This is a genomic window from Mycolicibacterium grossiae (assembly GCF_008329645.1).
Classification (GTDB): Bacteria; Actinomycetota; Actinomycetes; order Mycobacteriales; family Mycobacteriaceae; genus Mycobacterium; species Mycobacterium grossiae.
The window spans coordinates 5570494-5590099 of record NZ_CP043474.1; the positions used below are offsets into that span (position 1 = coordinate 5570494).

The 19606-nt window shown below is 70.1% G+C and carries 20 protein-coding genes; 10 read left to right on the forward strand and 10 right to left on the reverse strand.

Going from position 1 to position 19606, the window contains the following annotated elements; translation table 11 throughout:
• Positions 1-85: 85 nt before the first annotated feature.
• Positions 86-1129, forward strand: a complete 1044-nt coding sequence (locus tag FZ046_RS26640; RefSeq protein ID WP_070351785.1) for a zinc-binding dehydrogenase — start codon at positions 86-88, stop codon at positions 1127-1129.
• Between the two features lie 44 nt (positions 1130-1173).
• Here the strand turns inward: FZ046_RS26640 and FZ046_RS26645 are convergent, their stop codons facing one another.
• Positions 1174-2229, reverse strand: a complete 1056-nt coding sequence (locus FZ046_RS26645; RefSeq protein WP_070351786.1) for an NAD(P)H-dependent amine dehydrogenase family protein — start codon at positions 2227-2229, stop codon at positions 1174-1176.
• Positions 2230-2421: 192 nt separating this feature from the next.
• Here FZ046_RS26645 and FZ046_RS26650 point away from each other — a divergent pair, with 192 nt between their 5' ends.
• Both FZ046_RS26650 and FZ046_RS26655 read left to right on the forward strand, forming a co-directional pair.
• On the forward strand, positions 2422-4203 hold the full coding sequence (locus FZ046_RS26650) for a serine/threonine-protein kinase (protein WP_070351787.1): 1782 nt from the start codon (positions 2422-2424) through the stop codon (positions 4201-4203).
• 66 nt (positions 4204-4269) lie between these two features.
• Complete coding sequence (locus FZ046_RS26655; protein WP_070351788.1) at positions 4270-5469, forward strand: lipid-transfer protein; 1200 nt, start codon at positions 4270-4272, stop codon at positions 5467-5469.
• Here FZ046_RS26655 and FZ046_RS26660 read toward each other — a convergent pair.
• Together FZ046_RS26660 and FZ046_RS26665 are read right to left on the reverse strand one after the other, a co-directional pair.
• Positions 5466-5798, reverse strand: coding sequence for a DUF8129 domain-containing protein (locus FZ046_RS26660; protein WP_070351789.1), 333 nt, complete (start codon positions 5796-5798; stop codon positions 5466-5468). The genes FZ046_RS26655 and FZ046_RS26660 overlap by 4 nt on opposite strands.
• Positions 5795-6217 carry a hypothetical protein gene (locus tag FZ046_RS26665; RefSeq protein ID WP_070351790.1) on the reverse strand — a complete coding sequence of 141 codons (423 nt, stop codon included), beginning with the start codon at positions 6215-6217 and terminating at the stop codon, positions 5795-5797. The genes FZ046_RS26660 and FZ046_RS26665 overlap by 4 nt, the downstream gene beginning before the upstream one ends.
• Before the next feature lie 70 nt (positions 6218-6287).
• Here FZ046_RS26665 and FZ046_RS28210 point away from each other — a divergent pair, with 70 nt between their 5' ends.
• The gene (locus FZ046_RS28210) at positions 6288-6416 is read left to right on the forward strand and encodes a hypothetical protein (protein WP_256277764.1); all 129 of its coding nucleotides are present in this window, start codon (positions 6288-6290) and stop codon (positions 6414-6416) included.
• 4 nt (positions 6417-6420) lie between these two features.
• Here the strand turns inward: FZ046_RS28210 and FZ046_RS26670 are convergent, their stop codons facing one another.
• Complete coding sequence (locus tag FZ046_RS26670) at positions 6421-8049, reverse strand: fatty acid--CoA ligase (protein WP_070351827.1); 1629 nt, start codon at positions 8047-8049, stop codon at positions 6421-6423.
• Between the two features lie 141 nt (positions 8050-8190).
• Here FZ046_RS26670 and FZ046_RS26675 point away from each other — a divergent pair, with 141 nt between their 5' ends.
• Positions 8191-8511: a hypothetical protein gene (locus FZ046_RS26675; RefSeq protein WP_070351791.1), complete on the forward strand. Its 321-nt coding sequence runs from the start codon at positions 8191-8193 to the stop codon at positions 8509-8511.
• Between the two features lie 67 nt (positions 8512-8578).
• Positions 8579-8896, forward strand: a complete 318-nt coding sequence (locus FZ046_RS26680; protein WP_070351792.1) for a hypothetical protein — start codon at positions 8579-8581, stop codon at positions 8894-8896.
• A gap of 70 nt (positions 8897-8966) precedes the next feature.
• Here FZ046_RS26680 and FZ046_RS26685 read toward each other — a convergent pair whose 3' ends face one another.
• Entirely contained in the window at positions 8967-10349 is a 1383-nt protein-coding gene (locus tag FZ046_RS26685; protein ID WP_070351828.1) for a cation:dicarboxylate symporter family transporter, read from the reverse strand.
• A gap of 121 nt (positions 10350-10470) precedes the next feature.
• Here FZ046_RS26685 and FZ046_RS26690 point away from each other — a divergent pair, with 121 nt between their 5' ends.
• The gene (locus tag FZ046_RS26690; RefSeq protein WP_070351793.1) at positions 10471-12027 is read left to right on the forward strand and encodes a sensor histidine kinase; all 1557 of its coding nucleotides are present in this window, start codon (positions 10471-10473) and stop codon (positions 12025-12027) included.
• Entirely contained in the window at positions 12024-12710 is a 687-nt protein-coding gene (locus FZ046_RS26695; protein ID WP_070351794.1) for a response regulator, read from the forward strand. Before FZ046_RS26690 ends, FZ046_RS26695 begins: the two co-directional genes overlap by 4 nt.
• A 4-nt stretch (positions 12711-12714) precedes the next feature.
• Here FZ046_RS26695 and FZ046_RS26700 read toward each other — a convergent pair whose 3' ends face one another.
• From FZ046_RS26700 to FZ046_RS26715, 4 genes are all read right to left on the reverse strand, one after another.
• A complete protein-coding gene (locus FZ046_RS26700) occupies positions 12715-13659 on the reverse strand; it encodes an MmpL3/TtfA transport complex stabilizer (protein ID WP_246182868.1) in 945 nt (314 codons plus the stop codon).
• 570 nt (positions 13660-14229) lie between these two features.
• Positions 14230-15003 carry a DUF3060 domain-containing protein gene (locus tag FZ046_RS26705; protein WP_083298019.1) on the reverse strand — a complete coding sequence of 258 codons (774 nt, stop codon included), beginning with the start codon at positions 15001-15003 and terminating at the stop codon, positions 14230-14232.
• Between the two features lie 68 nt (positions 15004-15071).
• Positions 15072-15845 carry an amino acid ABC transporter ATP-binding protein gene (locus FZ046_RS26710; protein ID WP_070351797.1) on the reverse strand — a complete coding sequence of 258 codons (774 nt, stop codon included), beginning with the start codon at positions 15843-15845 and terminating at the stop codon, positions 15072-15074.
• A complete protein-coding gene (locus FZ046_RS26715; protein WP_070351798.1) occupies positions 15842-17308 on the reverse strand; it encodes an amino acid ABC transporter substrate-binding protein/permease in 1467 nt (488 codons plus the stop codon). Before FZ046_RS26715 ends, FZ046_RS26710 begins: the two co-directional genes overlap by 4 nt.
• 219 nt (positions 17309-17527) lie before the next feature.
• Between FZ046_RS26715 and FZ046_RS26720 the strand changes: the two genes are divergently transcribed.
• Both FZ046_RS26720 and FZ046_RS26725 read left to right on the forward strand, forming a co-directional pair.
• Positions 17528-17821 (forward strand): hypothetical protein, encoded by a 294-nt coding sequence (locus tag FZ046_RS26720; protein ID WP_070351799.1) that lies wholly within the window; start codon positions 17528-17530, stop codon positions 17819-17821.
• Positions 17822-17885: 64 nt separating this feature from the next.
• Positions 17886-18764, forward strand: coding sequence for an LLM class F420-dependent oxidoreductase (locus FZ046_RS26725; protein ID WP_070351800.1), 879 nt, complete (start codon positions 17886-17888; stop codon positions 18762-18764).
• Here the strand turns inward: FZ046_RS26725 and FZ046_RS26730 are convergent.
• Positions 18761-19606, reverse strand: a complete 846-nt coding sequence (locus tag FZ046_RS26730) for a peptidoglycan recognition protein family protein (protein WP_070351801.1) — start codon at positions 19604-19606, stop codon at positions 18761-18763. The two genes, FZ046_RS26725 and FZ046_RS26730, sit on opposite strands and share 4 nt — an antisense overlap.

Sequence of the window (19606 nt, forward strand, 5' to 3'; positions counted from 1 at the left end):
GGCCCTCGTTGCCCACCCGCGCGGCGCTGCGCCATGATGGCGGGAGCAGCCCAGGAGCACTGGACCGCCTGACGAACGGAGCGAGATGGCCGACACCATGCGGGCCCAGCGGTTCTACGCGGACTCGAAAACCGTTGCCGTGGAGGACGTCCCGATCCCCCAGCCCGGCCCGGGTGAGGTGCTCGTCAAGGTGGCCTTCTGCGGCATCTGCCATTCCGACCTCAGCCTGATCAACGGCACGTTCCCGTCGCAGCTGCCCGTGGTCACGCAGGGACACGAGGCGTCGGGCACCATCGCCGCGCTGGGCCCCGGCGTCACGGGATGGGCGGAGGGCGACCGCGTCGTCGTCGCCGCGGGCAAGCCGTGCCTCGAGTGCCCGAACTGCCGGCGCGGCGACATGTCGAACTGCCTGCGCATCCGGCTGATGGCATTCGCCTACGACGGGGCGTGGGCCGAGTACACCGTCGCCCAGGCGTTCGGGCTGACCAGGATCCCGGACAACGTGCCGCTCGAGCAGGCTGCGATCCTCGCCGACGCGGTGTCGACGCCGTTCGGCGCCGTCGTGCGGACCGCCGACGTCGGCATCGGCGAATCGGTTGGCGTGTGGGGTGTCGGCGGCCTCGGCACGCACGTCATCCAGCTCGCCCGCCTCGTCGGCGCCGCCCCGATCATCGCCGTCGACGTGAAGCCCGCCATCCTGCAGCGCGCGCTGGACGTGGGCGCCGACTACGCCTTCGACGCCCGCGACGACGCGCTTCCCGCCAAGATCGCCGAGGCGACCGGCGGCCTCAACCTCAACGTCGCCTTCGACGCGGTCGGCATCGCGTCGACGTTCGAGCAGGCGCTCAACGCGCTGACCGTCGGCGGCCGACTCGTCGGCATCGGGATGAGCGCCGACGTGCCGAACATCGGGCCCACGTCGATCTTCAACCTGTTCAAACGTCAGGTACTCGGCCACCTCGGCTATCAGAACGCCGACATCGGCACTCTCGCCACGCTGGTGTCCCGCGGCCGCCTCGATCTGTCCCGGTCGATCAGCGCCGTCGTCGGACTCGAGGACGTGGCCCGCGGCATCGAAATGCTGGAGAACGCCGAGGGCGACCCGATCCGCATCCTCGTCCAGCCCTGACCGACGCCCGCGCCGCTGCTCCAATTTCCGCCGAACGGCGGGGGCTAGCGGAGGTGGGGCGCAGCCTTGCCGCTGACGAGCGGCAGGTCGAGGTAGGTGGCGATGCCGGGTGATGCGGCGCAGACGGCGGGCACGGAGTTCACGCAGTGCGCGGCGGTCGCGACGATGCCGTTGTTCGACTCCAGGCCGGCCGCGACGGACTCGGGTTGGAAGCCCTTGACGACGACGCTGAAGTCCGGGTCGCCCTTGGCCTCCATCTCGTAGCGCTCGCCGGCCGCGCCGAACGACCAGGGCGGGTCGAGGTTCTCCTGCCCCATGAGCCAGTTGACCGTGACCCGGACGACGACCTCGTCGCCGACGAGCGCCTCCCAGTGGAACTTGCGCCCGGCCACCTGGCCCGGATCGATCGTCCCGAGCGGGCAGGCGATCGGTGCGGTGGCGACGGCAACCTCCTGGGTGGCACGGATCCGCGGGTCGGCGGCGAAGCCGATCTGATCGACGATCATCTTGACCGACTGGATGAAGCCGCCGTCGAGCAGCTTCTGCATCGGTCCGCTCAGCGCCTTGTCCGGGGTGTCGCCGAAGCCCATCACGTAGCGCAGCACGTCGGGTGCGTCGTAGGTCCGCAGATCCGAGAACTCCTCGGCGCGAACGAAGGTCACGCCCGTCGACATGATCGACATCATCAGCGGGAACTTGTCGCTGATGCCGCCGGGGGCGATTCCGGTGCCGTGCAGCGTGACGCCGCCCTCGAGTGCCGCCGCCCGCAACGGTGCGCCGTCGGTCTCCCCCGGATAGAACCAGCCCACCGGCGTCACGACGTTCTTGCCCGAGCGCAGCAGCGCCGCCACCTCGTCGGGGTTGGGCACCAGGGGCGCGTAGACGACGGCGTCCGCGTCGAGGGCCAGGATCGCGTCGACGTCATTGGTCGCCGTGACGCCGAGTGCCGCCGAGCCGATCAGGTCGCCGACGTCACGCCCGCTCTTGGCCTCCGAATGCACCCAGCACCCCGCCAGTTCCAGGTCGGGATGGTCGAGGACGCCCCGGATCGCGGCCACGCCCACTCCTCCGGTCGCCCACTGCACCACGCGCAACGCCATGCCGCCGCCCTTCCGAGGAACTGGAACACGTTCTAGTCAAGACATACACCACGCGGGCGCGGCGGGCGGGTGGTTCGGCGCCGTCGACTCCGCAGCGCCTGCGGATCCCCTGTCCGTCCCTCGTGGACGCACTAGGGTGCAAGCTGGCACTCGACCCGCTGACCCGGTGCCGACGATCCGAGGAGACGGCGCATGAGCGAGCCGGCGTCGCGCGAGGGTACCCAGTTCGGGCCCTACCGCCTGCTGCGGCTGATCGGCAAGGGCGGCATGGGTGAGGTCTACGAGGCCCAGGACACCGTCAAGGACCGCATCGTCTCACTGAAGCTGTTGTCGCAGAACGTCTCTGACGACCCCGTGTTCCGTACCCGGCTACAGCGCGAGGCGCACGCGGCCGGACGGCTGCAGGAGCCGCACGTCGTGCCGATTCACGACTACGGCGAGATCGACGGCACGCTGTACGTCGACACGAGGATGATCGACGGGTCTGATCTGCGACAGCTGCTGAGGGGCTTCGGGCCGCTGACCCCGGCGCGCGCCGTCGCCATCGTCCGGCAGGTGGCATCGGCGCTCGACGCCGCCCACGCGAGCGGCATCCTGCACCGCGACGTCAGGCCCGAGAACGTCCTCGTCACCCGTGACGATTTCGCCTTCCTGGCGGACTTCGGCATCGCGAGCGCCGTCAGCGACGAGAAGCTCTCCGAACTCGGCACCGCAGTCGGCACGTACGCCTACACGGCGCCGGAACGGTTCTCCGGCGGGGAGGTCACCCCGCGCGCCGACGTGTACGCGCTGACCTGCGTGCTCCACGAGTGCCTGACCGGCGCGCAGCCGTTCGTCGCCGACAGTGTCAGCTCCGTCATCACGGCACATCTGATGCAGCCGATCCCGCAGCCGAGTGTTCTACGACCCGGTGTGTCAACGGCATTCGACGCGGTGATCGCGCGCGGCATGGCGAAGCAGGCGGCGGACCGCTACGCCTCGGCCGGCGAACTGGCGATGGCCGCGACCGAGGCCCTCACCGCCCGAGACCAGGACCAGGCCGCGACCATCCTCGCCCGCGGGCAGGCCGCCACCACCATGTCCGGCCCGGCGTCCGACCCAGTCCCGGGCCCCATGCCCGACCCGGCGCCCCTGCCACCGGCCTACGCACCGACCGCGTACGGCGCAACCATGCCACCGCCGCACTACGGTCCGCCGCCGGGCAGCTACCCCCAGCCCTACGGCGCCACCCCGCCACCCCCGCCCTACGGCGCCACCCCGCCAGCCCCGCCCTACGGCCCACCGCCGTGGCAGCCGTACGGTCCCCCGCCGGCCCCGTTCGGCGGCCCGCCGGGGCCAAATGCGACTCGCGCAGACAAGGTTCCGTGGCTTCCGATTGCCGCGGTCGTCGGCGTCGCGGTCATCGCACTCACCGCGATCGGCGTCGTCCTGGTGACGCGGTCGAACGACGCGGCGTCGGGTCCCGGTACGCCCACGGCGGCGTCGACGCCGAGCAGTGCACGCCCGTCGACGTCGCGGAGCAGGACGCCGACCACCCGGCCGGAGGCGCCCAGCGCATCCGCCGACGCACTGCTGGCCCTCATCCCGTCCACCTACCCGACCAGCGTCTGCGAGGTCGCCTCGCCGCCGGCCCCCGGCGCACTGGCGACGGTCGACTGCGGGCAATCGACGCAGCCGGGCGGCCCGAATGCCGCGCGGTATTCGCTGTTCGGCGACCGCGATCAGCTCGATCAGCACTTCAACGAGTCGATCGCCGAGAACGACGAACTGTTCCGCTGCCCCGGCAGCGCCACCGAGTCGCCCGCCGACTGGAACTACGAGCGCGCACCCGACGTCGTCGCGGGTCAGGTGGCGTGCGGAACGTATCAGGGCAACGCCGACGTGATGTGGACCCAGCACGACGAACTCGTGCTCGCCGACGTGCAGAGCACCGACATGAACGCGTTGCACGACTGGTGGTTGAACTACAGCTGAGATGACTCCGGGTTCCCCGGCGTCGGTGGGTTACGTTGCCCTGACACGCAAGCGGAGGGAGCTGCCATGGCCAGGAACGCCAACCGGGTATTCGTCGCCGGAGTCGGGATGACGAGGTTCGAGAAGCCCGGCCGCCGGGAGGGCTGGGACTACCCGGACATGGCCCGCGAGTCCGGCACCAAGGCCCTCGCCGACGCCGGCATCGCCTACACCGAGGTCGAGCAGGGCTACGTCGGGTACTGCTCGGGAGACTCCACGTCGGGGCAGCGTGCGCTGTACGAACTCGGCATGACCGGCATCCCGATCGTCAACGTCAACAACAACTGCTCGACCGGGTCGACGGCGCTGTACCTGGCCGCTCAGGCGATTCGCGGCGGACTCGCCGACTGCGTCCTGGCGCTCGGGTTCGAGAAGATGCAGCCGGGCTCCCTCGGCGGCGGCGCCGAGGACCGCGAGTCGCCCCTCGGCCGGCACGTCAAGGCCCTGGCCGAGATCGACGAGTTCGGCTTCCCGGTGGCGCCGTGGATGTTCGGGGCGGCCGGCCGGGAGCACATGAAGAAGTACGGCAGCACGGCCGAGCACTTCGCGAAGATCGGCCACAAGAACCACAAGCATTCGGTGAACAACCCGTACGCCCAGTTCCAGGAGGAGTACTCGCTCGACGACGTCCTGGGCGCGCGGATGATCTCCGATCCGCTGACCAAGCTGCAGTGCTCACCGACGTCGGACGGCTCCGGCGCGGCGGTCCTGGTGAGCGAGGAGTACGCAGCCACGCACGGGCTGGCCGAGCGGGCCGTCGAAATCGTGGGTCAGGCGATGACCACCGACTTCGCCAGCACCTTCGACGGCAGCGCCCGCAACGTCATCGGCTACGACATGAACGTCCAGGCCGCCCAGCGGGTGTACGAGCAGGCCGGTCTCGGACCGGAGGACTTCCAGGTGATCGAGCTGCACGACTGCTTCTCGGCCAACGAACTCCTGCTGTACGAGGCGCTGGGCCTGTGCGCCGAGGGCGAGGCGCCCGCGTTGATCGACGGCGGCCAGACGACCTACGGCGGCCGCTGGGTGGTGAACCCGTCGGGCGGGCTGATCTCCAAGGGCCACCCGCTGGGGGCGACCGGCCTGGCACAGTGCGCCGAACTCACGTGGCAGCTGCGCGGGGACGCCGACGCCCGTCAGGTGGACGGCGTGACCGCCGCGTTGCAGCACAACATCGGCCTCGGCGGGGCGGCGGTCGTCACCGCCTATCAGCGCGCGGTCCGCTAGGGCTTGCCGCGCGCCGGCGTCTGGTTGGCGACGCCGTGCCGCAGCGGCGACGTGGCCTGCGCCGCGGTGGACTCCTGGACGGGCGATCCGCCCGACGCGCCCTGCACCGGGGGCGCGTTCGTCGGGTCACCCGGCGACGGCAGGGCGCCGTCCTCGAGTTCGCGCTGGCGCGCCTCGAGGATCTCCAGCACCGGCACGCGGGCGGCGTGGCCGGCTTCGTGGGTGAGCACCGCGTTCAGCTGCTCGGCATCGAGTGAGCGGATGCGGTGGCGCAGATCCCCCAGCGAGAGCTGGTCGAAGTCGGGGATGGGCAGGTCGGTGTCGCTCATGGCTCGTCGCTCTTCCTCGTCACGTCCTCGACCACCGGGAACAGCGATTCGCCGTCCTCCGGTGCGCCGTCGATCTGGCCCCGGTGCACGCCGGCCTCGCTGGTCGCCGCGTCGGAGCCGTCGATGGCCCCCTCCGCGTCGACCACCTCGTCGGCGTCGGCGTCGCGCTCGTCGATCGTGTCCGCGGTGACGTCGGGCTCCTCCTCCGCGAGCCGCTGGTCGAGCGATTCGCCCTCGCGCTCCTCCTCGGCGGACATCCCGAACTTGGTCACACCGCTCCACCCCTCGGGCGGATCCACGACCTCGTCGCCGTCGTCATTGAGGACGTCATCGGAGTCGGTCGACTCCATTGGGCTCAGCATGTCCTCGGCGCCGCCCAGATCGTTGGCGGTGGTGGTGTCGACATCGTCGGTGCTCATGGCAGAGGGATTAGCCGTCTCGCGCACCGTCAAACGGATTGCGCGCGCCGCGTCTGGGTACGTCGGTCACATGAGCAGACCCGACTCCGTGGGATCCGGCAACGGGGACCCCGATGCCGATCCCGACATGACCAGTTCCACCACCGAGCAGCCGAACCAGGCCGAGGGCGACGACGTCGACGCCGAGGACGGCGGCTAGCGAGCTACGGCCCGACGACCTCGTAGGCCCCGTCGGCGTACCGGGCGCGGATCGTCTTCTTGTCGTACTTGCCCACGCTGGTGCGCGGGACGTGGTCGACGAAGGTCCACCGCTCCGGCAGCCACCAGCGGACGACCCTGTCGGCGAGGAAGTCGCGCAGTTCGTCCGGGGTCGCCGATGCGCCGTCGTGCAGGACGACGACCGCGAGCGGGCGTTCCTGCCAGCGGTCGTCCGGGACGCCGACGACAGCGGCCTCGAGGACGGCCGGGTGGCCGATGAGGTGGTTCTCCAATTCCACCGAGGACACCCATTCGCCGCCGGACTTGATGACGTCCTTGGCCCTGTCGGTCAACGTGACGTAGCCCGCGGCTTCCACGGTGCCGACGTCGCCGGTGCGCAGCCAGCCGTCGGCGAACTTCTCGGCGTCGCGACCGAGGTGGTAGCCGCCGGTGATCCACGGGCCCCGCACCTCGATCTCCCCGACGGTCGTGCCGTCGCGGGGCAGTTCCGTACCGTCGTCGGCGACGACGCGGACCTCGACGCCGCACGTCGGCCTGCCCTGGGTGGCGCGCTGGCGCCAGCGCTCCTCCCCCGTCGCGTCGGGCATCGGCGCGGCGACCGTGGCGACCGGCGACGTCTCGGTCATGCCCCACGCCTGTTGGACGAGCACGCCGTGACGCTCCTCGAACGTCCGCATCAGGGTCACCGGGACCGCCGACCCGCCGCAGGAGATCAGGCGTAGCGACGAGATGTCGTGTCCCGGTTCGCGGTCGAGGTAGGTCGCCACGTCGTTCCAGATGGCCGGCACGGCGGCCGCGAGGGTCGGTCGGTGCGTCTCGATGGCGTGCACCAGGGACGCGGCGTCGGTGAACCGGTCGGGCAGCAGCAGGTCGGCACCCGCCATCAGCGCGGCGTACGGCAGGCCCCAGGCGTTGGCGTGGAACATCGGGACGATCGGCAGCACGCGATCGGCGACGCCGACGCCCAGCACGTTCGTGGTGCACGTCGCCATGGTGTGCAGGAACGTCGACCGGTGGCTGTAGACGACGCCCTTGGGGTTGCCGGTGGTGCCGCTGGTGTAACACATTGCCGCAGCATCGGTTTCGTCGAGCGTCGGCCACGGGTGGTCGGGCGACTGTCCGCCCAGCAGCTCGTCGTAGCGCAGCACGGTCAGCCCGGCGGCGTCGAGCGCCGACGGGTCGCCGTCACCGGTCAGCACCACAGTGCGCACGGTGCGCAGCAGCGGCAGCACGGGCGCGAGGAGACCCAGCAGCGACGCGTCGGCGACGATCACCCGGTCCTCGGCCTCGTTGGCGATGAACGCGATCTGTTCCGGCGCGAGCCGGATGTTCAGCGTGTGCAGGACCGCGCCCATCGCCGGCGCCGCCAGGTACACCGCGAGATGCTCGGTGGTGTTCCACAGGAAGGTGCCCACCCGCTCGTCCCCGGTGATGCCGAGACCGCGCAGCGCGTTGGCGAGCCGGCCGACCTCGTCGCCGAGGTCGCGGTAGGACGTCGTGCGGTAGCGGCCGTCGCCGAGCGCCGAGGTCACCGTGCGGTCCCCGTTGACGCCCTGGGCGTGCCGCAGGATGGTCGTGACGGTCAGTGGAACGTCCTGCATCGTGCTGCGCATCGTCATCCCTTCGGTTGGCCGCGATGCTAGCGCCGGCGCGTTCGCCGTCGGCGCAATTCGCCGCTCACCTGCAACGTCCGCACCGCCGCGGGCGATACGTCAGGTGTCGGGAACCACGTGAACCAAGAAGGGGGCGCACCCATGCGTCCAGCCATCGTCCTCGCCTCGTGCCTCGCGTCCGCCGCCGTCGCCCTGCTCGGGCCCACGGCGGTCGCGCACGCCGAAGAGACTCCGCAGCAGACCATCTCGCGCCTGCAGGACTCTGGCTACACCGTCAACGTCGACCGCGTCGGCAGTGGCGCCCTCGACGACTGCGTCGTCACCGGCGTGCGCAATCCCCAGACCGTCACCGAGTACATCCGCGTCGCGGACGGCCGCAACGCCGACGGCAGCATCGACTGGGACGTCGTGCCGGTGATCAAGAGCAAGTCGATCTCGGTGTCGCTGGACTGCACCCGGTGACCGCCGGAGTTCCCAGCGGGCTCCCAGTGAGGGATGATCGAACATCACACGACGGAAGGCACTGAGCATGCGCACGACCAAGACGCTGATCGCCGCGACCCTCGGCATCGTGGGCGCCGCGCTGGTGCCGACGGGCCTGGCGAGCGCCGACGACGGCGAAACCGCCGGCGAGGTCATCGCCCGCCTGCAGTCGCAGGGCTACACGGTGAACATCGACAAGGTGGGCACCGGCCCGATCGATCAGTGCACGGTGACCAGCGTCCGCAACCCGCAGACCGTGTCGCAGCTGGTCCCCTACATCGGACCCGGGCTCGGCGGCAACGGCAACCGGCTGCTCGTCCCGCAGGTGACCAGCCAGACGGTGTCGGTGTCGCTGGTCTGCTGACCGGCGCACGAAGAAGGGCCCGGCCTCCCGCGGTAACCGCCGGGCGGCCGGGCCCTTCTCGTCGGTGCGGCTAGGCCGGTTCGGGCACCCGCTTGCCGGTGGGCTCCTCGTCCACGCGGCCGTGGTCGTCGTCCACCATCGTCAGCTCGTCGAAGGGATCGTCGCCGCGCAGCACGGCATCGACGCGGTCCTTGTCGACGGTGTGCGTCCACGACCCCACCAGCAGCGTGGCGACGGCGTTGCCCGAGAAGTTGGTCAGCGCACGGGCTTCGGACATGAAGCGGTCGATGCCGACGATCAGGCCGACGCCGTCGAGCAGGTCTGGCCGGTGCGCCTGCAGGCCGCCGGCGAGGGTCGCCAACCCGGCGCCCGTCACCCCGGCCGCGCCCTTCGACGCCACGATCATGAACACCAGCAGGCCGATCTGCTCGCCGAGCGACAGCGGGTCGCCCAGCGCGCCGGCGATGAACAGCGACGCCATGGTCAGGTAGATCGCCGTGCCGTCCAGGTTGAACGAGTAACCGGTGGGCACCACCACGCCGACCGTGGTGCGCTCGACGCCCAGGTGCTCCATCTTGGCGATCAGGCGCGGCAACGCGGATTCCGAGGACGACGTGGACACGATGAGCAGGTACTCGCGCGCCAGGTAGCGGACCAGCTTGAAGATCGAGACCCCGGCCACCACGCGCAGCAGCACGCCCAGCACGCCGAAGACGAACAGGATGCAGGTGATGTAGAAGCCGAGCATGAGGCCGAGCAGCTGCGTCACCGCGGTCCAGCCGGTCTGCCCGACGACGTTGGCGATCGCGCCGAATGCGCCGATCGGCGCCAGCCACAGGATCATCACCAGGACCTTGAACACCAGCTTCTGCAGCGACGCGATGGCGCGCAGCGCCGGCTCGCCCGCGCTGCCCATGCCCTGCAGCGCGAACCCGACGAGCAGCGCGATGAACAGCGCCTGCAGCACGCTGCCGGCCGTCAGCGCCGAGAACATCGTCTCCGGGATGATGCCCTGCACGAAGTCCAGCAGACCGCCGGACTCGTGGGCGGTCTCGGCGTACTGAGCGCCCTTGGCCGCCGCGCTCTCGGAGAGCTGCAGACCGCTGCCCGGGTGCAGGATGTTGCCGACCACCAGGCCGATCGCCAGGGCGAACGTCGACATCACCAGGAAGTAGACGAACGCCAGGCCGCCCACCTTGCCGACCGTGGCGGCCTTGCGGACCGAGCCGATGCCCAACACGATGGTGCAGAAGATGACCGGCGCGATCATCATCTTGATGAGGTTCACGAACATCGTGCCGAGGACGCCGACGCTCTTGCCGACCTCGGGGGCCAGCAGGCCCACCACCACACCGGCGACGACGGCAACGATGACGCCGATGTACAGCCAGTGCGTACGGTCCTTCTTGCGGGGCGGATCGGGTGGGGCCGCAGCGTCGAGCTGGTTGGCCATGGCGTTCTCCTCGGGCTCGGTGAGCAATGGGTCTGCAAGGATGGTGTTCCCTCAGGTGACCCAGGTCACGCTTTTGTTCATTTAGTTCGTGTCGTGAACGTTTCGGCAGTGGAGGTGCGCCGTGCGCAGCTGGTGGCCGCGCTCGCTGGCCGGCCAGGCCATCGCGCTGCAGGTCGTCGTCATCACCGTGGTCGTGCTGGTCGGCAGCGCGTTGGCGCTGCTCGACGCACGGCACGACGGTGAGGAGGCTGCTCGTCAGCAAGTGGTGAGCATCGCGACGGCGCTGGCCGACGCGCCGTCGACGGCTGCGGCGATCGAGTCCGGCCGGGCCACCGAGGTACTGCAGCCGGTGACCGAGGCCGTGCGGACCAACACCCAGATCGCCTTCATCACGATCATGGCGCCCGACGGCACGCGCTTCACTCACACCGATCCCCGACAGATCGGCGGCACGTATCTCGGCACGATCGCACCGGCGCTGCGCGGCGAGACGCTGACCGAGGTGTACACCGGCACGCTCGGCCCGTCGGTGCGCGCCGTGGCGCCGGTGCGCGGCGGCGACGGTCGCGTCGTGGGCCTGGTGTCGGCGGGCATCACGCAGCAGACCCTGGCGCAGCGGTGGCGCGAACAGATCCCGGCGATCCTCGCCGTCGGTGCCGGCGCGTTGGCGGTGTCGCTCGTCGGCGTGTGGGCGATTCGCCGGCGCCTGCTACGGCAGACGCACGGTCTGCGGCCCGACGAACTGCGCGTGATGTACGAACACCACGACGCGATCCTGCACTCCGTGTCCGAGGGTCTCATCGTGCTCGACGGCGACCGCGTGGTGCTGGCCAACGACGAAGCCCGTCGGTTGCTCGGCCTGCCCGCGGGGCGGGTGAGCGCCGACGACCTGCCGGAGTTCCTGCGCGACGCCGAACCGGGCGTGCGCGACGAGGTGCACGTGACCGACGAGCGCGTGCTGGTGGTCAACCGGTCCCGCGTGCTGGGGCAGCGCTCGGAGGTGGTGACCGTCCGCGACCGCACCGAATTGCAGGGTGCGCTCGGGGAACTGACGTCGCTGCAGGTGCTCACCGATTCGCTGCGCGCCCAGGCGCACGAGGCGGCGAACAAGCTGCACACGGTGATCACGATGGTGGAGATGGGTCGCCCCGCCGATGCGGTGACCTTCGCGACGGAGGAACTGGCGCTGTCGCAGCGGCTGGTCGACCGGTTGTCCGCCGACGTCGGCGAACCGGCGCTGGTCGCGCTGCTGCTCGGCAAGACCGCCCAGGCCGACGAGCGCGGCATCGCGCTGACCGTCACCGAGGACACCCACCTGCCGTCGTCGAGCGACGAACTCCCGCTCTCGGCGCAGGAGATCGTCACCGTGCTCGGCAATCTCGTCGACAATGCCATGGAGGCGTGCGACCGCGACGACCCGTGGGTGGAGGTGACCGTGACCCTGGACGCCGCGGCGCTGGTGATCCGGGTGGCCGACAGCGGCCCCGGCATGGACGCGGACACGTTCGCCCGGGCGATGCAACGGGGGTACTCGACGAAGTCGGGCGACGACGCCGGTCAGCACGGCCTGGGTCTGGCTCTGGTGGCGCAGGTGGTGAAACGCCGCGGCGGCACGCTGACCGCCGACGTGACCTACGGTTCGGTGGTCACCGTGACGGTGCCGGGCGGCGCCTCGTGATCCGCGTGCTCATCGTCGAGGACGACGTCCTGATCGCCGAGGCGCACCTGACGTATCTGCAACGGCTGGAAGGGTTTTCGGCCGCCGGGGTGGTACACACCGCACGGGATGCGATGCAGGCCGCCACCGCGGCGACCACCGGGGACGCGCCGATTGACCTGGTGTTGCTGGACATCGGACTGCCCGACGCCAGCGGGATCAGCCTGGCGTCGGCGTTGGCGGGCTTGCGTCCGGCGCCCGACATCATCGCGATCACCTCGGAGCGCGACCTCGAGATGGTGCGCGCCGCGGTGGCGCACGGGGCGCTGGCATATCTGCTGAAGCCGTTCACCTTCGCCGCTTTTCGCGACCGGCTGGAGCGCTACCAGCGCTACCGCACCGCGCTGCCGGCGGGCGTGGACGCCGCCAGCCAGGCGGAGGTGGACCGGGCGCTGGCCGAACTGCGGGTGGCGACGGACAAGTACGCGTCCCCGAAGGGCGCGGCACCGGCGACCCACGACGAGATCGCCCGCGCGGTCCGGGACACCGATGACGGCCTGACCGCCGACGAGGTGGCCAGACGCGTGGGGGTGTCGCGGGTGACGGCGTGGCGGTACCTCGAGCGGTTGGCCGACGACGGCACCATCACGCGACTGACGGACTACGGCAAGGGCCGGCCGAAGACCCGCTACCAGTGGCGCTGACCGGTCAGGCCGGGGCCAGCTCGCGCACCGTCGGCGCGGCGGCCGGGTTGGCGGCCATCATCGGCGCGTACACCATGGGGGCCGGCGCGGCAACGGCGAACGCGGTGACGGCGCCGTCGTAGTCGGCGACGTAGAGCCGGTGCAGTCCGACGGCCACGCAGGACGGCCGGGCGCCCACCGTGATGGTGTCGATGACGTCCAGAGTCGAGGTGCTGAGCACCAGCACGCGGTCGTAGTCGACGACGTAGGCGCGGGTGCCGTCGACCGACAGGGCGAGCTGCGTCGGCAGCGTGGCGACCTCGGCGCTGGCCATGATGCGGCCGGCCACCAGGTCGACGACGTGCAGGACACCGCGATCGTTCAGGTCGGAGGTCAGCACGTAGGCGGTGCTGTCCAGGCCGATGGCCAGACCACGGATCGCCGCGCCGATCTCCACCGTCCGCTGCACGCGTCCGCTGTCGAGGTCGACGATGACGAGGCGGCTCCCGCGCGCGTCGGACGTGGCGGCATAGAGGCGGCGGCCCGCCGGGTCGACCTGCATGGCGTCGATCTGGACGTCCTCGCCCTTGGCGAGGAAGATGGTGCCGGTGCGGCCGGTGACCACGTCGATGACGGCGACGTCCACGCCACCGTCGGCGGCGCGACCCGCGAAGATGCGCTTGCCGTCGGGGCTCGTGGTCATCGCGGTCACGCTGTAGGACAGCGGGAACGACTTCGTGACGGAGCCGTTGCGGGTGTCGAACACCGCGACCGCGTCGTAGGAGATGGACGCGACGCCGACGTAGGCGCGGTCGCCGGCCACGGCGAGCGCGAACGGCTCGCGTGCGCTCATCCCGCCGCGGACACTCAGGTCGCGAGCGTCGAGGACGGCCACCGAGTGATCGCCGTAGTTGGTGACGACCAGATTCGCGCCGTCGACCGCCATGTCGGCGATTGGTCCGTGTCCCACGGACGCAGTCGCCTGCGAGTCCGTCGTCTGCTGGCTCACCGTCGCCGTGGTGGCGGTCGCACCGTCAGCGCGCACGAAGCCATTAGCCATTCTGTGTGACACCTCCGCCGGCTTCGTCTGCGCCGGCCTAGATTTCGAGTCGGTCAACGCCCAACCTCGGGGCGGTCTTCGTCGAGTGTAGCGACGGAATCCGACGTTCCAAGGTGCCATGAGAGCCGCAGTGGCGCACGCGTTCGAAACCTCTCAGTACTCGCTTAGAAAACTCTTCGTTATCGAGTTGTTATGTCGAGCCAGCAACGCGTCTTCACCGCTGTAACAGCGGTTTTCGGGTCAGCGCAACGGCAGTTCGCGGAGTGGCGAAGGCCACCCGTAACGCCGATTCTTAACCTTCGACGAGCAAGTGAGTGCTAGATCACAGGGCGACACGGCGCCCCGGGCACGAACTCCTGCGGCGTGATTGACGCATGTGACAGAGGAGGTCCGCGGGGCTGCCCGTGATGGCCGGGCCGCGGGGCGAAGGGTTTGCCGGCCGCGCTTCGTTCACCGGACGTTCACCGCGAGAGTGGTGGCTCAACCGCGTTCGACGGTGTTGCCCGAGCCGGAGGTGGCGACTTCGGGATCGCCGTCGCGGAAGACGACGCGGTTGTCGAAACCCGACACGCTGATCGTCACGCTGGCGTCGAGGTTCACCACGTTGTTCATGCCCGACACGTTCACCGCCGTGCACCGTCCCGTGATGGTGACGGTGTTCTCCACGCCGCTGATGCTGACGAGGTTGTCGTCGCAGAGCACGACGTGCGCGTCCTCGATGCCCGAGACGGTGATGGTGCTGCCGGGGGGCGCCGTCCGCGCGGTCGGCGACGCGGGCGGCATGGAGGGCAGCACGGACGGTGCGGTCCGACCCGGCGTTGGCGTCGTGCCGCCGCCGGGCGCGATCCGCTCATCCGGCGCCAGCGTCGCGCCGCCGCCGGCGATGTCCGGTCGCGGACCCGGTGCGGTCGGACCGTCGCGGCTCATCAGGAAGAAGGTGACGACCCCGGCGATCGTGACTGCCAGCACCGCGATGGCGATGGGCACGACGACGGCGGCCCGGTTTCCGGACGTCGTGGAGGTGACGCCGCCCGGCTCGGGGTACGGCACCGTCGGCGGCGTCCAGGACGGGTAGCCGAGCGGCGGGTAATCGGGAGGCGGCGGGTAACCGGGTGGCGGCGGGTAGGAGCCGGCGTCGGGCGGCACGTAGGCGACGTCGGCGGCGCGCGTGGCGTCGATCTCGGACGCCCGAGCCATCTCGCTGAGGGGCTGTTCCAGCTGTCGGATCCGCGCCTCGGGATCGTCCTCGGTCACGCCCGGAATCGTCCCACGGAACGGGTGTCCGGTCGGCCCAGTCGACGGGCGTGCATGGTTCGGCGGGCTCAGAGCACCTTCGACAGGAATTCCCGAAGCCGCGGGTGCTTCGGGTTGTCGAACACCTCGGCCGGGGTGTCGTCCTCGACGATGACGCCGTCGGCCATGAACAGCACGCGGGAGGCGACCTCCCGCGCGAAGCCCATCTCGTGGGTCACCACGACCATCGTCATGCCGCCGTTGGCCAATTCGCGCAGCACCTCCAGCACGTCGCCGACCATCTCCGGGTCCAGCGCGCTGGTGGCCTCGTCGAACAGCATGATCGACGGGTTCATGGCCAGCGCACGGGCGATGGCCACGCGCTGCTTCTGCCCGCCGGACAGCGTCGCCGGTTTCACGTGGGCCTTCTCGGCGAGGCCCACCTGCGCGAGCAACTCGAGCGCCCGCTTCTCCGCGGCGCCCTTGTCCATCTTCTTGGTCAGCAGCGGCGCCAGCGTGACGTTCTGCAGCACCGTCATGTGCGGGAAGAGGTTGAAGTGCTGGAACACCATGCCGATGTGCTGGCGCACCTCGTCGAGGTCCACCTTGGGGTCGGTGAGGTCGAAGTCGTCGACGATCACCCGGCCGCCGGAGATGTCCTCCAGCTTGTTGAGGCAGCGCAGGAACGTCGACTTGCCCGAGCCCGACGGGCCGATCACGCAGACCACCTCGCCGTGGGTGACCGTCGTGTCGATGCCGTCGAGCACCACCAGGTCACCGAAGGACTTCCGCAGTCCCTCGATGCGGATCTTGACGGTGCCCTCGGCCTCGGCGGCCGCGGCGTCCGGTACGAGCTGGTTCATTTCGCCCTTCCTCCCACGAGCCGGTGCTCGATCCTGTCCGACAGCTTGGTCAGCGCCATGATGACGACGAAGTACACGATGCCGATGATCAGCCACATGGTGAACGACTGATAGTTGCGGGCGATGATCAGGCGGCCGGTCTGCGTCAGCTCGGCGATGCCGATCACCGACAGGATCGACGTGTCCTTCAGCGTGATGACGAATTGGTTGACGTACGACGGGATCATCGTGCGGATCGCCTGCGGCAGAATGACCTTGCGCATCGTCGGCAGGTAGCCGATGCCGAGGCTACGGGCCGCCTCCATCTGCCCCTTGTCGACCGATTGGATTCCGCCGCGCACGATCTCGGTCATGTACGCCCCGGCGTTGAGCGACAGCGTGATGATGCCGGCGGTCAGCGCGGTCATTTGGAAGCCGAGCGCCGACGGGATGCCGAAGTAGATGAAGAACGCCTGCACCAGAAGCGGTGTGCCGCGGAAGACGTCGACGTAGGTGGTGCCGATCGCACGGAGCCAGATCGAGCGCGAGACGCGGAACAACCCGAAGACGATGCCGAGCACCAGTGCGATGGCGATCGAGACGACGGTCAGGATGAGCGTCATCTTCAGGCCCTGCATCAGGATGGGGAACGTGCTGGCGAGCAAGCCGAAGAACGAGTTGTCGGCGTCGTTGGCCGACTCGCCGAGATAGCTCTCGATGATCTCGTCGTAGCGGCCGGAGGACTTGAGGTTCTTCAGCCCCTCGTTGAACTGCTGCAGCAGCTGCGGGTTCTGGCCCTTGTTGACCGCGAAGCCGTAGCTGGAGCCCTTCTCCTTGGGCGTCACCGTCTTGAACCCGTTGCCCTGCTGGATGCCGTAGTTCAGCACCGGATAGTCCTCGAAGATCGCGACCGAGTTACCGGTCTTCACCTCCTCGAACATCGATGCGGAATCGGCGAAGGACACCACCTCGAAGCCGTACTTCGCGCGGATCGATTCGGCGAATTCGGCCCCCTCGGTGCCGTTCTTGACCGCGACGCGCTTGCCCTTGAGGTCCTCGTAGCTCTTGATGTCGTCGTTGTCGTCCAACACCGCCATCTGCACGCCGGACTCGAAGTACGGGTCGGAGAAGTCGAACACCTTCTTGCGTTCGTCGGTGATCGACATGCCGGCGATGACGCCCGCGGCCTGGTTGGCCTGGACGGCCTGCAGCGCGGCGTCGAAGCCGAGCGGTTTGATGTCGACGGAGAAGTTCTGGTCCTTCGCGATGTCGCGGATCAGGTCCATGTCGATGCCGACGAGATTGCCGCTGCCGTCCTGGAATTCGAAGGGCGCGAACGTCGTGTCGGTGGCGATCACGTAGTTCTCGCCGTCGGCGCGCGCGTGCGGCGCGACCAGCGTCGCCATGCCGAGTGCGCCCGCGACGAGTGCGATGACGGCGACCGCCACCCGTCGATGGTGCTGCCGTGCCCTGCCGGTTCGCATGCTCCGTCTCCTCGTCGCCGTGTGCGGACGTCACACGCTAGCCCGCGGCGGCGGCGCCTCGCGGACGTTTCGGTCGCCGGCGACCGGCGCGGCGCGGACCTGCGGTCGATCTCCACGGGATCTCCACACGGCCTTCATGCGCGGACACCGGGCTCCGGGACAGCATCGAAGCCGACGACGGGCCACGAGGATCCGTCGGATGGCGAGAAGGAGACGGACGTGAAGACCACCATCATCACCACACTGGCGACGGGCGCGGCGGCCGCCGCTGCGCTGCTCGGCCCCGCCACACCGGCGCTGGCGGCCTCATCGGCGGAGTTGACCATCGCGCAACTGGAGGCGCAGGGCTTCGAGGTGAAGACCAGCCGCATCGGCAGTGCGCCGATCGACCAATGCGAGGTGTCCTCGATCGGCAAGGGCCGCGAACAGAAGCGCCTTGAGCGCTTCGGCGACGACCTCATCGAGGTCGTCGTCAAGCGCACCATCGCGGTGACGCTCGACTGCTCGCGCTGACGGGAATCAGCGGCGGCGTCGCGGCGTCGTAGGTGCGGGGGTCGAGCGAGCGAAGGAGTCGTGCATGCGCGTAGGAGTGGTGTTCCCGCAGACGGAACTCGGCGGCGATCCCGGGGCGGTCCGGGCCTACGGCGAACGGGTGGAGAGCCTCGGGTACGCCCACGTCCTGGTGTACGACCACGTCCTCGGCGCGGACGCGACGGCGCACGCCCCCTGGAACTGGCCGTACGACGTCCACACCACGTTCCACGAGCCATTCGTGCTGTTCGGGTTCCTGGCGGCGGTGACGCAGTCCGTCGAACTCGTCACCGGCGTGATCATCCTCCCGCAAAGGCAGACCGCGCTGGTCGCCAAGCAGGCCGCCGAGGTGGACCTGCTGACCGGCGGCCGCCTGCGCCTCGGCGTCGGAGTCGGCTGGAACGCCGTCGAGTACGAAGCCTTGAACGAGGACTTCTCCAATCGCGGCGCGCGCTCGGTGGAACAGATCGAGGTGCTGCGCCGCCTGTGGACCGAGCAGGTGGTGACCGTCGAGGGCGAGCACCACCACATCACCGCCGCGGGCATCGCACCGCTACCGGTGCAGCGTCCGATCCCGGTGTGGCTGGGAACGGCGTCCGCGCCGGGCTACCGCCGGGTGGGACGCATCGCCGACGGGTGGTTTCCGATGGTCGAACCTGGGCCACGGCTCGACGAGGCCCGCACGATCGTGGACCGGGCGGCCACCGATGCAGGGCGCGACCCCGCGGCCATCGGCATGGAGGGCCGGGTGTCCTGGACCGGTGACGAGGACGCCGTGGCAGCCGAGCTGGCCGCGTGGGCGGAGGCCGGTGCGTCGCACGTGTCGGTGAACACCATGGGCGCCGGGTTGCGGACGGTGGATGAGCACCTCGAGGTGCTCGCCCGGGTGGCGACCCTGGTGCCCCATCCCCCGGTGAGCGGCTAGCCGACGAGGCGCAGGCGCAGCGCCGCCGCCGTGGCGGGACCGACGACGCCGTCGACCGTCAGACCCGTTGTGCGACGCTGGAACTCGCGCACGGCCGCCTCGGTCGCGGCGCCATAGACGCCGTCGATGGCGAGGTCGCCGGCGTAGGCACGGTAGGCAGCCCGCAGACGTCGCTGCAGTTCGGCGACCTGAGCGCCGACGACGCCGCGGTAGAGGAGCACGTCGGCATACTCGCCGACCGGAACCGGCGGTCGCGGGGTGGACGTCGAGTCGGTGAGCGTCCCGATCCGCGCCTGCACGTCGGCACGCAGCAGGTCCATGTCGATGGCACCCGGATCCCACTTGCCCTGTGCGCGACCGGCGTACTCCTTGTGGCCGATCGTCCGCGCCGAGTTCTGACCCAGCCGGCGGTTGATCGCCGCACAGCAGCGGACCAGCGCGTCGTACTGGGCGTCCGGCCAATTCGTGCGATGCGGCGCCGTCGGGCTGGTGCCGCTGTTGGCGCATTCGATGCCGACGGTGTGCCAATTGCCCGTGTTCGTCGCCAGCCAGGGGTACGTCCCGACCCCGGCGTGCCAGGCCACGCCGGCAGCGACCAGCGTGACGGTGCCGTCCGGCGCGACGTGCAGCTGTGACAGCGGCCCGGCGAGGTCGGGCCGACCGTCGGCGATCGATGCCGCCGTCGCCTGCGCCGAGCCGGTGTGGTGCACCATGACGCCGCGGACGTCGCGGAAGTCACCGTGGCCGCGGGTCCGCCAGCCGGGGTGTTCGACCAACCGGACGTTCTCGGCGCGTAGGACGTCGGGCAACCACACCGGATCGCCGGTCCACACCCGAGGCAC